This window comes from Ruegeria sp. CF3 (genome assembly GCF_056537365.1).
In genome coordinates, this window is sequence record NZ_JBQFRK010000004.1 from 125,926 (window position 1) to 141,970 (window position 16,045).

13 protein-coding genes are annotated in these 16,045 nt (G+C 56.2%); 9 read left to right on the forward strand and 4 right to left on the reverse strand.

Annotation, left to right across the window (positions count from 1 at the left end; genetic code table 11):
• Positions 1 to 20: 20 nt before the first annotated feature.
• From ACR0KC_RS15075 to ACR0KC_RS15105, 7 genes are all read left to right on the forward strand, one after another.
• Entirely contained in the window at positions 21 to 1,127 is a 1,107-nt protein-coding gene (locus tag ACR0KC_RS15075; RefSeq protein WP_170575253.1) for an extracellular solute-binding protein, read from the forward strand.
• Between the two features lie 65 nt (positions 1,128 to 1,192).
• On the forward strand, positions 1,193 to 2,041 hold the full coding sequence (locus ACR0KC_RS15080) for an ABC transporter permease (RefSeq protein WP_480791193.1): 849 nt from the start codon (positions 1,193 to 1,195) through the stop codon (positions 2,039 to 2,041).
• On the forward strand, positions 2,038 to 2,835 hold the full coding sequence (locus ACR0KC_RS15085) for an ABC transporter permease (RefSeq protein WP_480791192.1): 798 nt from the start codon (positions 2,038 to 2,040) through the stop codon (positions 2,833 to 2,835). Before ACR0KC_RS15080 ends, ACR0KC_RS15085 begins: the two co-directional genes overlap by 4 nt.
• 11 nt (positions 2,836 to 2,846) lie before the next feature.
• A complete protein-coding gene (locus tag ACR0KC_RS15090) occupies positions 2,847 to 4,007 on the forward strand; it encodes an acyl-CoA dehydrogenase family protein (protein WP_480791191.1) in 1,161 nt (386 codons plus the stop codon).
• The gene (locus tag ACR0KC_RS15095) at positions 4,004 to 6,094 is read left to right on the forward strand and encodes an acetate--CoA ligase family protein (RefSeq protein WP_480791190.1); all 2,091 of its coding nucleotides are present in this window, start codon (positions 4,004 to 4,006) and stop codon (positions 6,092 to 6,094) included. Before ACR0KC_RS15090 ends, ACR0KC_RS15095 begins: the two co-directional genes overlap by 4 nt.
• Positions 6,091 to 7,233, forward strand: a complete 1,143-nt coding sequence (locus tag ACR0KC_RS15100; RefSeq protein ID WP_480791189.1) for a serine hydrolase domain-containing protein — start codon at positions 6,091 to 6,093, stop codon at positions 7,231 to 7,233. The genes ACR0KC_RS15095 and ACR0KC_RS15100 overlap by 4 nt, the downstream gene beginning before the upstream one ends.
• A 407-nt stretch (positions 7,234 to 7,640) precedes the next feature.
• Positions 7,641 to 8,405: an SDR family NAD(P)-dependent oxidoreductase gene (locus tag ACR0KC_RS15105; protein ID WP_170740605.1), complete on the forward strand. Its 765-nt coding sequence runs from the start codon at positions 7,641 to 7,643 to the stop codon at positions 8,403 to 8,405.
• Here the strand turns inward: ACR0KC_RS15105 and gcvA are convergent.
• Positions 8,393 to 9,322 carry a transcriptional regulator GcvA gene (gcvA, locus tag ACR0KC_RS15110; RefSeq protein WP_480791188.1) on the reverse strand — a complete coding sequence of 310 codons (930 nt, stop codon included), beginning with the start codon at positions 9,320 to 9,322 and terminating at the stop codon, positions 8,393 to 8,395. The two genes, ACR0KC_RS15105 and gcvA, sit on opposite strands and share 13 nt — an antisense overlap.
• A gap of 108 nt (positions 9,323 to 9,430) precedes the next feature.
• On the opposite strand from gcvA, the gene ACR0KC_RS15115 reads away from it, so the two are divergent.
• Entirely contained in the window at positions 9,431 to 10,630 is a 1,200-nt protein-coding gene (locus tag ACR0KC_RS15115) for a serine hydrolase domain-containing protein (RefSeq protein WP_480791187.1), read from the forward strand.
• 7 nt (positions 10,631 to 10,637) lie between these two features.
• Here the strand turns inward: ACR0KC_RS15115 and ACR0KC_RS15120 are convergent, their stop codons facing one another.
• From ACR0KC_RS15120 to ACR0KC_RS15130, 3 genes are read right to left on the reverse strand one after another with little or no spacing between them, the layout of a single operon-like run.
• A complete protein-coding gene (locus ACR0KC_RS15120) occupies positions 10,638 to 12,425 on the reverse strand; it encodes an ABC transporter ATP-binding protein (protein ID WP_480791186.1) in 1,788 nt (595 codons plus the stop codon).
• Positions 12,422 to 13,297 (reverse strand): ABC transporter permease, encoded by an 876-nt coding sequence (locus tag ACR0KC_RS15125; RefSeq protein ID WP_480791185.1) that lies wholly within the window; start codon positions 13,295 to 13,297, stop codon positions 12,422 to 12,424. Before ACR0KC_RS15125 ends, ACR0KC_RS15120 begins: the two co-directional genes overlap by 4 nt.
• On the reverse strand, positions 13,294 to 14,241 hold the full coding sequence (locus ACR0KC_RS15130) for an ABC transporter permease (RefSeq protein WP_142638850.1): 948 nt from the start codon (positions 14,239 to 14,241) through the stop codon (positions 13,294 to 13,296). Before ACR0KC_RS15130 ends, ACR0KC_RS15125 begins: the two co-directional genes overlap by 4 nt.
• A gap of 194 nt (positions 14,242 to 14,435) precedes the next feature.
• Between ACR0KC_RS15130 and ACR0KC_RS15135 the strand changes: the two genes are divergently transcribed.
• Entirely contained in the window at positions 14,436 to 16,037 is a 1,602-nt protein-coding gene (locus tag ACR0KC_RS15135; RefSeq protein WP_480791184.1) for a fatty acid--CoA ligase, read from the forward strand.
• Positions 16,038 to 16,045: the final 8 nt, after the last annotated feature.

Consider the following 16,045-nt stretch of genomic DNA (forward strand, 5'->3'; position numbering starts at 1 on the left):
GATCAAATGGGAGGAAGAAAATGCACGATAAACAATTCAAAAAGGAAATGCTTGCCGAAAGTGCCCAGGCGTTTAGGGCTGGCCGTATGGACCGGCGCACGTTTCTGGCGCTTTGCGGTGCCTCGGGGGTTGCAATGAATGCGGTACTGGCGGGCGACGCCGAAGCGGCGGCAGACCATGTCGTGATGTGGAACTGGGGCGGCCAATCCGAAGAATGCCATGGCTCGGCCATCGGTGAGGCCTTTACCGCCAAAACCGGCAAAGGTTTGAAGTTTGATACCTCTGGTCCGCTGGAAGGCAAGATCAAGGAAATGGTCGACAGCGGCAATGTGACTGCCGATGTGGCGGATGCGGACTTATTCAACGCGGTGTCACTTGGACCAACAGGGCACTTGGAGCCGATTGACTATTCCGTTGTGTCCAAGGAGAAAACACTGCCCGGCTATGCGCTGGAATATGGGGTGTCGATCATCCTCTACGGGTATGCCTTTGTGTATGACACTGAAGCCTATGGCGATAATCCACCGCAAAACTGGGCCGATTTCTTTGATACCGAGAAATTCCCCGGGACCCGTGCGCTTTACAAATGGGCAAATGGGTCGCTTGAGGCCGCATTGATGGCCGATGGCGTCGCTGGCAGCGATCTCTACCCGCTTGATATGGACCGCGCTTTGAACAAAATCCAGTCGATCAAAGATGACAGCCTTTACTGGGGCTCGGGATCGGAAGTTCACTCGATGGTGGTCAACAACGAGGTCTCGATGGCGATCATCTGGCAGAACCGGGGTCGCAACATCGAAAACGACACCGATGGCCAGTACAAGTTGGTGAACAATCAGGCGATGGCGATGCCGGGGGCCTATATCGTGCCCAAGGGCAACCCGGCGGGTGCCGCAGTCATGGATTTCATCGCCACGGCGCAGGACATACCAGCGCAGTTGGCGCTGTTGGATTGCCTTGGCATGACCCCGTCGAATCCCGAGGCCTTTGGCCAGATCCCCGAGGACCAACAGCCTTATGCGATAACCTCGGCCATGAACATCGACAAGATCGTCTACAACGATCCTGAATGGTGGGGTAAAAACGGCGGCGACGCGGTGAATGCCTTCCTCGAAGCGATCAGCTGATCGCTTTAGCTTATGGTCACCCGATCCTAAGGGTCGGGTTGCCAAACCCATGTCGAAAGCTCTGGATGCAAGCCTTAAACCGTCATATCCACCCAGGATGGCTGATTATCGCGCCTTTGCTGCTGATGGTGGTCGCGCTCTATCTGGGGCCGATCCTGAATATCCTTTGGCTGAGCGTGACAGACCCCGAGCCCGGGTTCGGCAACTATGCCAAGCTGACGGAAGGTGACGCCCTGATCCGCATTGTCTGGACCACGGTACGCATCTGCATCATCACGACGGTCTTCAGCGTCATTTTCGGCTATTCCATCGCCTACGCGATGGTGCACTGCCATCAACGCCAGAAGACTTACATGCTGACCCTGCTATTGGTGTCGTTCTGGATCTCCATCCTCGTACGCACCTTCGCCTGGCTCATGCTGCTGGGACGCAAAGGATTGGTCAATGTCACGCTTGAGGACATCGGCCTGATTGCCGAACCCGTCGCCTTCATGCGCAATGAGTTGGGCGTTCTGATCGGAATGGTGCATTACATGATCCCCTATGCGGTGTTGCCATTGCTGGTCTCGATGCAATCCATTGATCAGAGGGTGATGGACGCCTCGCGCAACCTGGGGGCCAGCGGAAGCCAGACATTCTGGCGCGTCTACCTGCCGATGACCATGCCGGGGCTTGTGGCTTCGACCCTGTTGGTCTTCATCCTCAGCCTTGGGTTTTATGTGACCCCGGCCGTATTGGGCGGCGGCAAGGTGCTGATGGTGGCAGAATACATCTCGGTTCAATTGCTGGTGACTTTGAAGTGGGGCACGGCGGCGATGCTGGCGGCCATCATGCTATTTGGCGTTCTGGCGATGCTTTGGATCATGTCGCGGTTCATGAAGCTGAGCACGGTGTTCGGGGGGGCAGCGCGATGAAGCCGGGCCTGTTCTCATTTTTCAACCGCGTGGGGGCATGGGTGCTGCTGTTGTTTCTAGTGACACCCGCCCTGATCGCCATCCCTGTTTCGTTGACGCCAAAACGCTTTTTGTCCATGCCACAGGGAGAGTATTCTCTGCGCCATTTCGAGAAGCTGTTCACCAGTGAGGAATGGCTTTCGAGCTTTTTCCAAAGTGGCGTAATTGCCGTTTCCTGCTCCGCATTAGCGACGCTTTTAGGCACGCTTTGTGCGATCGGTCTATGGCGGGTGTCATCGCGGTACAGCGAATTGGTTCGCGCCTTTCTGCTGCTGCCATTGATCATACCGCAGATTATTTCCGCCATGGCGTTCTATCGGTTGTGGATCCCTCTGGGTCTATTGGACAGCTACGCCGGTTTGATCCTTGCGCATACAATCCTGGCAGCCCCAATGGTGCTGATCACGGTCAGCGCGTCTTTGGCAACGTTTGATCCTAAGCTTGAACAAGCCTCCAAGAATCTCGGGGCCTCCAACTGGACCACCATGCGCCGGGTGATCCTGCCTTCGATCAGGCCGGGGGTTTTTGCCGGGGCGCTCTTTGCCTTTATCCTCAGCTGGGATGAAATCGTGGTGACCTTGTTCATCTCGAAATACAGCGTCTACACGCTGCCGCGCCGCATGTGGAACGGCATCCGTGAAAACACCGATCCGACAGTGGCTGCCGCTGCCGTGATCCTGATTGCCATCACCCTGATTGCCTTTGCCGTTTCTGCGATTCTGTCGCGGCGAAACACGCGGGCTCAGGCAGAATGAATGAGGCTGCCATGAATCTGGAAACCAGTCACGAAACAGAGCTTCTGGTTAGCACTGTTCGCCGATTTGTCGAAACAGAGATGTATCCGCATGAAGAAGAGGTGGACCGCTTAGGCTATGTGCCCGAGGAGATCGGCCGCCAGATTGAGGCGAGGTCGCATGAATTGGGCCTCTTCGCCTGCAACCTGCCCGAAGAGGTCGGTGGCGGAGGGCTGGGATATGGACCCATGTCCCTGATCGAGCGGGAATACGGCCGTACAAGCCATGCGCTACAAAGCTGGGCGGCGCGCCCGACGGAATTGCTGATGGCCTGCGAAGGAGACCAGCGTGAGCGATATTTGCTTCCTGCCGTGCGCGGTGAAAAGCGTGAGCTCTTTGCCTTGACAGAGCCTGACGCAGGTTCGGATGTCATGGGGATGAAGACCAATGCGATACGCGACGGGGGTGACTGGATCCTGAATGGATCCAAACACTTTATCTCCGGTCCCTGCATGCCGGATTTCGCGATTGTATTTGCTGCAACTGGCACAGATGAAACACCACGCGGCCCACGCAAACGGGTGACGGCTTTTCTGGTCGATGCGGGCCTTCCGGGGTTCGACTGCCGCGAAGGGACGCATTGCGTCAGCTATCGCGGTTACAAGACTTTTGAGTTGAGTTTCGACAATGTGCGTCTTGGTCCGGACCAGATCCTGGGCGAAGAGGGTCGCGGGCTTGAGCTGTCGGGAAAGTGGCTCGGCATGGGGCGTATCTGGGTCGGCGCGACCTGCTGCGGTAAGGCCGAACGCATCCTTGACCTGGCGACCGAGTGGGCCGCAACGCGCAAGCAATTCGGTAAACCGATCGGTACGTTTCAGGCCACCGGCTTCCGTTTGGCGGACGGTGCGATGACGTTGCGCGCGGCCGATTTGATGGTGCAAGACGCCGTTGCACGTGCCGAAGCGGGTGTCATGGGTGATGCAGATGCGGCAATGGTCAAGGTTTACTGCTCAGAGATGCTCAACAAGATCGCCGATGATGCCGTTCAGATTTTTGGTGGCATGGGATTGATGGAGGAAATGCCGATCCAACGGTTCTGGCGCGATAGCCGATTGGAGCGGATTTGGGACGGCACCAGCGAAATCCAACGCCACATCATCACCAGGTCCATCCTGAGGCCACTTGGCGCATGACGCCGGCGCGGCGCGAAAATCTTGAGCGTCTCTTAAAGCCGCGCCACATCGCGTTTATTGGTGGACGTGATGCGACCATTGCCGTGCGCGAAGCCCGCCGGCGTGGATTTCAAGGGCAAATGTGGGCCGTTAATCCCAAACGCGCCGATCTGGATGGCGTGGGCTGTGTTCCCAGCATCTCGGACCTGCCGGAGCCACCTGATGCCGTCTATCTCGCTATCCCTGCGGCCGGGGTGACTGATGCCCTGAGAGAATTGGAACAGATGGGTGCAGGTGGTGTCGTTTGTTTTTCCGCGGGCTTCAAGGAAACTGGCGACATACAATCAGAACGAGATCTGATCGAAGTCGCCGGAGATATGGCTCTGATCGGCCCAAACTGCTATGGCATGATCAACTATATCGACAATGCCGCTCTTTGGTCATTTGAACATGGCGGCTGGTCGCCGGGATACGGTGCAGCGATCGTTACCCAGTCCGGTATGTTCTCATCCGACATCACCATGAGCGCGCGTTCCTTGCCAATGGCCTATATGGTTTCTGCAGGTAATCAGGCGGTCTTGGGGATTGAGGAATTCCTGGATGCCTTTGCTGAAGACCCGGCTGTGCGCGCCATTGGATTGCACATCGAAGGGTTGCGTGACATTGCTGCTTTTGAACGCGCCGCGCTGAAAGCCCTGGATCGGGGGGTTCCGGTTGTCGCACTGAAGACCGGCAATTCCGCCATTGGGGCGACTCTGACGGTCAGTCACACCGGCTCTCTGTCCGGTTCGAGCGAGCTTTATCAGGCATTGTTTGATCGCACCGGGGTGATCGACGTCACCAGCCCGTCGCAGTTTCTGGAAACGCTGAAGTACCTCTGCGTAGCAGGCGCGCCGCAAGGCAGGCGTGTCGCTGGCTTTACCTGTTCTGGGGGCGGGGCGACGATGCTCGCAGATCACTCGGAAAGGATTGGTGTGTGCTTTCCCAAAGTGGGCTCTACAGGGCGGGAAAGCCTGACCAGTTTGCTGCCTGAGATCGCGACGGTTTCCAACCCGCTGGATTATACGACCCCGATCTGGGGACAGGGCGATAAGACTTACCCGGTTTTTGCCACGGCGCTATCGGCCCTCAACGCGGATCTGGCTGTTCTGGTGCAGGACTACCCGGCAGAAGGGTTGGACGCGTCCAAGATCTACTACCAGAACGATGCTGCAGCTTTTGCGCAGGCCGCTCAGGAACACTCCGTCCCGGCAGCGATCTGCGCGACCTTACCCGAAAATCTTGATCGTGGGACCCGCAGACATCTTATTGAACTGGGGGTTGCGCCTATGCAGGGTATTCACGAGACGTTGAATGCCATGCGCGACGCTATCTGGTGGTCCGAAACAAGGGCGCGGACAAGGGTTGACCGGCCTGCTGCCTTGCGACCCGGTGCAACTATACAAAACCCAGTGGTATTGACCGAAGACAAAGGTAAATCCTGGCTCAAGCAAACGGCTGTTGCTGTGCCAAACGGACATGTCTGCAACGCGGCCGAGGCAGCTGGCGTTGCGAAGGATATCGGCTATCCGGTCGCACTGAAAATGATGTCACCAAGCCTACCTCACAAGACCGAAGCGGGCGCGGTCGCTTTGGGGATCAAAGATGCGGAGGGGCTGTCCTCGGCGATCCAGGTAATGACGGCATCGGTTGCAGCGTATGACCGCGCGGCGGTGACGGATCGCTTTCTGATCGAAGCCATGTCGCCCAAACCGCTTGCAGAGCTGATCGTCACGCTGCGTGCTGATCAGCAATTTGGTCCCAGCTTGGTGATCGGTAGCGGCGGTGTTTTGACCGAATTGGTCAGAGATGCGCGCACTGTATTGTTGCCTGCCTCAAAAGACGAGATCGAGCGCGCATTGTGTTCGCTCCGTGTAGCTCGATTGTTGGAAGGGTACCGGGGTAGTCAAAAGGCGGACATTCCGCGAATTTCGGATGCGCTGCACCGGTTTTGTGCGGCGTTCCTAGAGGCGCACAGCCAAGTCGCAGAGGTCGAGATCAACCCGATGTTTGTCTACCCAGATCACATCGTCGCCGTTGATGCCTTGATCCAGGTGCCCCGGTCATGAGCAGGTTTAAGATCATACCCAATCCCGATCTGGCTGTTGGAGACGACAACAAGCAGCGGTGGAACCAACCGGAATTTCGCCGGCATGGGTTCCACAACGCATATCGGCTGTTCCGCCGATGTCTCATGGTGCGTTCCAGAGAGGTTTTGCAGCTGGAAGCCGCCGAGCAGAATCTGTGCGCCCGTGTGCCTGAACTGGAACAAATGCTTGCCCATCCGGCGTTCTCTGCGTTCTGCTGTTTAAAGAACGACAAGATCATTCTGGAAAAAGCCGCAGATGATTTTTCGACTTCAGCGCCGCATTCCATCCAGTCGGTGACAAAGCTACACATCCACTTAATCATAGGTCGTCTGCTTGCACAGGGGCTGTTGTCATTGGACGCGCAGGTCCGCGACTATCTGCCGGATATGGGCAGCGGGTATGCCGAGGCCAGCATTCAATCTTTGCTCGACATGAACGTCGATAACGACTTCACCGAGGATTATGCTGACCCCGATGCCGACTGCTATACTGAAGAGGTCGCTCTGGGTTGGCGCTTGCCCGGCGTGGGTGAAAAGGAAATCACGCTTGCGGAATTTGCGGCCTCGATCACTGGTTTCAGGGCAAACTCGGGGGTGCGACAAGCCGATTATAAATCCGCGAACACGGATGTCCTGACCCTGATAGCGGCCAAGGTTTCGCCCATTCCAATGGCTGAACAAATTGAAGAGATTGCTGATGCCGCAGGATACGAGGGCGCGTTTCACATCAGCCTCAGCAAGGACGGGCACCCAGCGTTTTCCGGTGGCGGTTGTCTAAGCGTGCGCGACCTCGCGCGGTTCGGGTTGCTACTGGCGCGGGAAGGCCGCGACCTGCACGGTCGACCTATGGCCAACATCGGTTTCCTGCAAGAAACTCTGATCCGCCGCGCGCCAGCGATGACACCACCCAAGAATTGGCTCAAGTACTCAAACCAGACCATGACCAACGGTCGATTTATCGGTCATGCTGGCTATGGAGGGCAGTTCCTCATGGTGGATATGGTCACCGGCACCAGCTGTGCATTCTTAAGTGTGCTGGAGAATGACTCGGGTTACGATGACACCTATATGGGAGAGCTGGCCACAACGCTTCGAGACGTCTGCCTTTCTGTCATTTGACGGGTTTGCAGTTGCCGAGCTAAGTGTCAGCGGGGAAGGCACGGATTGGCCGCTTTGCAGTCCTTGACCTGGGCCGAATCTTTTAGAGTGATCCGACCCACTCTTCGATCATCCAGTTTCGATCACCTAAACTGAACTTCTTCTCAGCGCGGCATTTGCGTCTGACGGGATATCTTGCCGAAGTTGTCAACAAGGCATGTCGCGGGTGTGACACAACCCGCCTGAAGTTGCTTATCGCGGAGCAATTGTTCGAAACAACAGCGCAGGTTTGTGACCCGACCGTCCCGACATATTGCACTGCACGCGGAGGCAAAATGTTTTTTGGTTGGCCAAAGGGTAAATAGAACTTCGATGTTTACCTTCTGGTTCTGGGTTAAGAAGTTTTGAACAAACGGAGATTATCACGCATGGATATTGAAGGACTATCTGCGATCGTGACCGGGGCAGGATCAGGACTGGGGCTTGCTACTGCACAGGCGCTCAGCAAAGCCGGAGCACGAGTTACTTTGCTGGACCTCGATGAAGTTCGGGTAAAAAACGCGGCAGCGGAAATCGGCGCGCTTGGCATAGGTTGTGATGTTATCAACAGTTCTGCGGTCGAGGCCGCTTTGGATCTGGCCGAAGACCGGAGCGGACCAATTCGCATAGTTGTCAACTGTGCGGGCATCCCCGGCGGTATGCGACTTGTCGGACGGGACGGTCCAGTTGATATAGAAGCTTTCGCGAGGGTGATCAACGTCAACCTGATGGGAACCGTCAGCGTCATGACGAAATGCGCAGCCCGGATGATGCAGCAGGAGCCGCTCAATCAAGATGGCGAGCGCGGGATTATCATCAACACAGGCTCGATTACTTCAATCGAGGGTCAAATTGGGCAGGGGGCTTATGTGGCTTCAAAGGGCGCGATTGCCAGTCTGACATTGCAGGCCGCCCGTGAATTCATGCCCCGAGGAGTGCGGGTCATGACAATTGCGCCCGGATTATTTCGCACTCCGATCGCTGATCATATTCCGCAGGAGGTAATCGACGGGATGCTAGATGGCCGGATGTTTCCAAACAGGTTTGGCGAGCCCGCGGAATTTGGGCGCCTTGCCGTTAACATCATCCAAAACCCAATGCTGAACGGCGAGACCATTCGTCTTGACGCAGGCGTGCGGCTTCAAGCCGGATAGGTCTCTCGAATGCGCTTGTTTTCGAGGTCGTTTTCTGACGTCTCGATCAGCCACTCGCGAAAATTTTGGGCATCAGGATGGTCGCGATCCGCTTCCGGTGCGATCAAGTAGAAAGCCTCCTGCAGGGGCGCTTCGAGCTCGAAGGGTTCAACAAGTCGTCCGCGCTCGATCTCGACGCCGCACATTGAGGACCGTGCTAAAGCTACACCGCCACCACGAGAGGCAAACTCGAAAGCAAGCAGCGAGGTGTCGAACTGTAACCCCTGGCCCGAGTTGACACCGCTTGCCTTTGCATAGCGCAACCAGTCAGCCCAACCCTCCTCGTAACCGAGCACGTGTAGCAGGCGATGGTGGGCAAGATCATCTGGTTTGCAGATCGCTTTGGAACCCTCAAGCAAAATTGGAGAACAAACCGGTTTGATCACCTCCCAAGTTAACCGGTCGGCTTTGTATCCTGGCCACTTCCCTGTGCCGTATTGGATATCGAGATCAAACCGCTCATTGTCGAACTGATCTCCCCATACACTTGAGACCAGACGCACTTCAGTGTCCGGGTGGCGGTCAAAGAATCCCTGAAGTCGCGGCGCGATCCAGTTAACTGAATACCCGACCGGCGCCCGCACGGTCAGGACTTCGGAGCGCCGCAGGCCAAACACTTCCTCGGTTCCCGCGGCCAGGCGTTCAAAGCCGTCTCTGACCTTCGGTAGATAGGCGGCGCCCACTTTGGTCAGGACCAGACTTCTGGGTTTGCGCTCAAAGAGCGGCTCGCGCAAGTAATGCTCCAGCAATTTCACTTGTTTGCTAATCGCTGCTTGTGTCAGGTTCAGTTCCTGCGCCGCATGGGTAAAGCTCAGATGCCTGGCCGACGCTTCGAATGCGCGCAGCCAGGTCAGGTGGGGAAGTCGCCGTGTACTCATGGCCAACTCAAGCATAATTTCAGTTAGGTTATAGATAGATTATCTATCGCTTGAACGCCAAGAGAATCTCGGTGCAGATTGACGTTGAGACAATATGGAGCTGACGACTTGCAACCAGAAGATACCTTGGGATTAGACCCGATTAAGCTGTCGCGCATCACCAATTGGATGAACGCCCATGTGCATGAGGGACGCCTTTCTGGTCTGGCTGTGCAAATAACTCGCCGGGGAAAGATATGTTTTTCGGAGCGTGCGGGATTTGCCGATGCAAAGTCGAAGCGGCCTGTATTACCTGATACTATTTGGCGTATCTATTCGATGACCAAACCTGTGACCTCGCTCGCCCTGCTTATGCTCTATGAAGAAGGGGCGTTTCAACTGGATCAGCCTGTTTGCGACTTTCTCCCAGATTTCGCAAACCCGCAGGTCTGGAAGGGTCCTGGTCACGCTCTGAACGAGACCGAGCCAGCTGACCGGGGTATTACAATCCATGATCTTCTCACACACCAGGCGGGGATCGTCTATGGTGATCCGCAGGGAAACGAGCTGGAGCGTGCCCTTTCGGATAGTGGTCTCGACTTTGACAGAGGTCTGACGACGATGGCGGAAGCTGTTGAAGTGCTGGCGAGTTTTCCCTTGGCCTTTCAGCCGGGTGACCGTTGGTTTTATGGCCTTTCGACGGATGTTCTCGGCCATTTGATCGAGGTTATCAGTGGTCAGACTCTCGGCGAATTTCTTAAGACACGGATATTTGATCCGCTCGGAATGGTGGACACAGGCTTCGCCGTATCGGCCGATAAGTCTGGCCGCTTGGCCACGCTCTATGACCGCGCGCCAGGCGGCTTTGTTGCTTCTGATGATCAGAAAGGTTTCATTGCGCCGGTTACCTTGGAAAGCGGGGGCGGTGGGTTGCTCTCCACAATGGACGACTACCAGCGTTTTGCGACGATGCTTCTTCGGCGCGGCAGATGTGACGGAGGCAGGTTACTAGGGCGCAAGGCTTTTGATCTAATGGTATGCAATCACATGGGCGGCGATTTGGCGAGCCGGGGACAGGCTCATTTCAGCGAAACTACCTTTGAGGGGGTTGGCTTCGGACTCGGTGTGTCGGTGATGCTAGACCCGGCGCGGGCCAAGATCATCGGCTCACCCGGTGAATTTGCCTGGGGCGGTATGGCCTCGACCGCCTTTTGGGTGGACCCGATCGAGGAGATGACTGTGATACTAATGACGCAGCTAATTCCTTCGAGCGCCTATGCCCTGCGCCGTGAGCTGAGAGTTCTGAGTTACCAGGCGCTGGTGGACTGAGGCGACGTCAGTCCAGGGGCAGGTTCGTCTGGGTCAAATGGCAAGCGATGCTCAATCCACCAGGTAGGTCATGCAAAGGTGGTGTCCGAGTATCACATGTTCCCGCAATGATATGGGTGCAGCGGTTGGCGAAGGGGCAGCCCCGCGCACCAATTTCGACGCTGCCAGCGCTAGCCGCCTTTGCCTCGCTTGTATCTGCCACGCCTTCCAACCAGCCTTGGCGCATCTCGGGCACCGAAGATAGCAACAGCTTTGTGTAGGGGTGAAAAGGCGGGCGAAAAACCGCTTTTGATGGTCCCTTTTCGACGACACGTCCGGCATACAGTACAACCACCTCATCCGCGAAAGAAGCTACGGTGGAAAGATCGTGACTGATGAACATGTAGGCGACGCCCAGTTTGTCCTTCAGCGATTTCAGGAGTTCGATCACACCTGCGGCCACCACGGTGTCCAGCGCCGAAGTCACCTCGTCACAAAGGATCACCTTGGGCTCGGCGGCAAGCGCGCGAGCGAGATTAATGCGTTGCTTTTGCCCACCAGACAGCTCTCCGGGATAGCGGGAGGCGAAATCGCGAGGAAGATCGACCAGTTCCAAGAGGTCGCCGACCTTCTGCGCGCGTGCGCGCCCCTTGAGGTTCAGATAGAATTCCAGAGGACGGCCCAGGATATCGCTGATCCGTTGCCGAGGATTTAGCGCCGTGTCAGCCATTTGAAAGACGATCTGGCAATCCTTAAGCGTTTCAATCGACCGATCCTTCACTGCTGGAGCGGCGGTATTGCCATCGAGTTGGACTTCTCCGCCCTTTAACGGTGTGAGGCCCGCAACAACTCGGGCAAGTGTGCTTTTTCCACAACCACTTTCGCCAATTACGCCCACGACCGAAGCGGCAGGTACATCGACGGATACATCAGAGAGAATGGTCAGAGCTCCATAACCCGCAGTCACGTTTCGTGCCGAAATCACCGGCCTCTGAGCCAGATCTGTCTCCACGTGATCTACCAAGTGTGGAGCAGGACGGACAGCCTCCATCAGTGTGCGAGTGTACTCGTGCTGTGGGTGATGCAAGATCTGATCCGTTGTGCCTTCCTCGACCATCTCGCCGTTTTTTAGCACTAGAATTCGGTCAGCCACCTGCGAGACTACGGCGAGATCATGTGTGACATAAATCGCGGCGGTACCCTGATCGCGGATAATGTCCTTAAAGGCTTTCAGCACCTCGATCTGGGTCGTTACGTCAAGCGCAGTGGTGGGTTCGTCGAGTATCAGAAGGTCGGGTCCACAGGACATGGCCATTGCAGCCATCAAGCGCTGCAACTGACCGCCCGAAACCTGATGTGGAAACTTGTCGCCGACGGTTTCCGCGGCAGGCAAGTCAAGTTTGTGGTAAAGCTCTATTGCATTCGCGGTCAGAGTTTCGGCATCTCCGGTGCCATGCCAAAGAGGTGCCTCGATAACTTGCTTGCCGATCCTAAGCGCAGGGTTGAAGCTAGCTGCCGCCGATTGTGCCACGTAAGACACTTCGTCCCCGCGCAAGCTGTGGCGGTCGCGTGGGGCTAATTTCATAATGTCCCGTCCGTTCAGCCAGACTTCACCCCCTGAGATGCGACAGCCGGGGCGGGCAAAACCCATTGATGCCAGAGAGATCGTAGATTTGCCCGAGCCGCTTTCGCCAATGAGTGCCAACACTTCGCCCTTGGCGACGCTCATGGACACGCCCTTGACAATTGGCACATAGTTACCGCCTGGGGGGCGTCCCTCGACGCGCAGGTCCTTGATGGTCAGAATGTCGGTCATTGGTCGATCTTCTCCAGAACAGTTTCGCCTTGCTGGCGCTGTTGGAACCAGTCAACAAGCAGGTTCATGGAAACGGTCAAGGAGGCAATGCATGCAGCTGGTATAAGCGCTGCGGACGAACCGAGGAACAGCCCCCCCACGTTTTCCTGCACCATGAGCCCCCAGTCGGCCGCAGGTTCTTGCACTCCTAGGCCAAGAAACGACAGGCCCGAAAGGAACAGGATCGAAAAGGTGAATCGAAGGCCAAACTCGGCAATCAAGGGGGCCATGGAATTGGGTAAGATCTCACGTGTCAGAATCCACCATGTGCCTTCGCCCCGCGCACGGGCAGCCTCGACAAAATCCATAACGCCGATGTCATAACCAAGTGCTCGAGAGACACGGAATACGCTGGTCGAGAGGACCAACCCAACAGTCAGAACAAGCACTGTTATAGAAGTACCGAAGGCACCTATGACAACCAAAGCCAATAGAGTGGAGGGGAAAGCCATGAATGCCTCGATAACGCGGCTTACTACGATATCGAACCAGCCTCTCAGAATCGCGGCGGCAAAACCGAGTGCGACGCCGAATAAAAAAGAGATCATGGTGGTGACAAGTGCCAGCAACAGCGTTGTACGTACTCCATAGATCAGGCGGGACAATACATCTCGTCCCAGCTTGTCAGTACCCAGCAAACCGCCTTCGCCTATCGGTGCAAAGGTCTGGCCTGAGATGATTTCGGCTTCACCATGGGGTGCGATCCATGGCCCAAAAAACGCAAGGATGAGCCAGAACAGCAGCACCGCGCCGGCAATACCTGCAGTCCAGGTCAGGCGCAGGCCCGCAAAGACGGAGGCCCGGGGAGTGGGGATATCGGTTGCTTCGCTCATTTTGGGTACCTTAAGCGCGGGTTCGCCATGATGGACAGGACGTCGGCCAGTAGATTCAGCAGGATATAGACAGTGCCAAAAATCATTGCACAGGCCTGGATGAGTGGAATGTCCCTCAAGGTGACACCGTCGACCAGAAGCCGCGTTAAGCCGGGTACGCCAAACACGGTTTCAACGATAATGACACCGGACACCATGTAACTCAGATTAAGCGCAATAACCGTGAAGATCGGCGACAGCGCGTTAGGCAGCGCGTGGCGCAAAACCAGCCTACGCTTGGGCAAGCCCTTGAGTGCTGCCATCTCCAAGTATGGAGAGGTGAAGATGTTGATGACGGACGAACGTGTCATCCGCATCATGTGCGCCAGAACGGCAAAACTGAGGGTGGCTACGGGGAGAGCCAAGGCCCGGACATTCTGCCAGAAATCAAAGTAGGGCCGTGTGTTGGCCGACGCGGAGAGCCACTTTAGTTCGACTGCAAAAACTTTCATCAGAATGAGACCAATGAAGAATTCAGGCACAGCAATCAACGCAAGTGTGGTCATGGCAAGAGTTTTGTCGATCCGGCCACCGGCGCGCATCGCGGACCAAAGGCCAAGAGCCAAAGACATCGGAACCGAGATTGCCGCTGCCAAAAGCGCAAGACGTAGAGTGTTCCACATACGGCTTTCTATCATGTCAGCCACAGGTCGCTTGGTGGCCAATGATGTCCCCAGATCCCCTTGAATCATACCGCCCAGCCAATCGAGATAACGCACTACTGCAGGGCGGTTGAGTCCCATCTCTTCGCGAAGCGCGGCAAGCGATTCTTCGGTGCGGCTTTGTCCTAGAATGGCTTCAGCAACGTCGCCCGGAAGGATTTCCGTCGCGCCGAAGATAATGATGGAAGCAAGGAGCAAGGTTAGTAAACCCTGTGCCAGGCGGGTCAGAATAATTCGGTACACCTTGGTCCTCCCTTCAAGGCTTCCGGCATATTCGGCGCAAGCTTGAAGCGAGACAAACAACCATAGCGACCAGATTGGGGTCGTTTTGGTTATAGCAAAGGCATGTGTATTCTTTTGTTTGGGCAAAGACCGAGATTTTGTTGTTTGTTCCGCAGGGCTGGAGAACGCAAAGACTGGGGCGATCGGAGATGCCCATGACTGCCTATTCCTACCCATTGTTGATCAAGCAAATCCTCGCCACGCCGCTGGCAAACACGCCAGATCAGGAGATCGTACACGCCGATACGAAGCGGTATGACTACCGCACTTTTGCCAGGCGCGTCGGCCAGGCTGCAGGGGCGCTACGCTCACTTGGCGTGGGTGAGGGTAGCGTTGTGGCCGTTCTGGATTGGGACAGCCATCGGTATCTCGAGTGTTTCTTTGCTATTCCGATGATTGGGGCCACGCTGCATACCGTGAACATCCGATTGTCGCCGGATCAGATCCTCTACACGATCAATCATGCAGAGGACGACGTAATCCTGTGCCACGTCGACTTTTTGCCACTTCTACTCGAGATCTCTGAGCGGATCGTGCGGCCTTGGCGGTTGGTAATCCTTAGCGACGATGGGGTGTTCCCCGAGGTGGAGTCCTCGGAAGGCGAGTACGAGGCCCTGCTGCAGCAGGGCGAACCGGAGCAAGAATTCCCGGATTTTGACGAGAATATCCGAGCGACGCTTTTCTACACGACCGGTACCACAGGTGATCCCAAGGGGGTCAGCTACTCCCAGCGCCAACTGGTTTTGCACACAATGGCGGTCGCGGCCGGGTTAGGCCCGGTGCCAGGCGGCGGGCTGAACCGGAGCGATGTCTACATGCCGATAACCCCGCTGTTTCATGTGCATGGTTGGGGCATACCCTATGTCGCCACATTGATGGGCCTTAAACAAGTCTATCCTGGTCGTTACAATCCCGCCCGTCTGTTGGGGCTAATCGAAAAGCACGGTGTTACGTTCTCGCATTGTGTACCGACGATACTTGCGATGCTTCTGAACGCACCTGAACTCACGCAAACAGATCTCAGCAACTGGAAGGTCATCATAGGCGGTTCTGCTCTGTCCGAAGGTCTGGCAAGGCAGGCATTAGAGCACGGAGTTGACGTGCACGCTGCCTATGGCATGTCAGAGACCTGTCCGTTCCTGACAGTGGCGGACATGATGGCCACGCGGGACCCGCAGACGCCGCTGAGCGCTCGGATTGCAACAGGAAAACCCGCGCCGTTTGTGCAAATCCGTGTGGTTGATGGGGATATGAACGATGCCCCTCGCGATGGAAGGACGACGGGAGAAATTGTGGCGCGCGCGCCCTGGCTAACTCAAGGTTATCTGAAAAACGAGGCCGGGACGGAGGCACTTTGGCAAGGCGGCTGGCTGCATACTGGAGATGTCGGGTTCATCGACAAAACGGGCACGTTGCGGATCACCGACCGGGTTAAAGATGTGATCAAGACCGGAGGCGAATGGGTGTCTTCGCTTGAATTGGAAAACCTCGCGAGCACCGTTGAAGGTGTGAGTGAAGCGGCCGCCATTGGCGTTCCAGACACGAAATGGGGGGAGCGCCCTATGCTGATTGTTACCTGCTGTGATGAAACCGAAAAAACCTACGACCGTCTTCGTATGGCGTTCGATGTGGCGGTTGACCAAGGGGCGATTTCGAAATGGGCGATCCCAGACCGGATTGAATTTACCGACAGCTTGCCAAGAACGTCGGTTGGCAAACTGGACAAGAAGGCCCTTAGGGCCCGGTTCATCTTATAGGAAGGTTC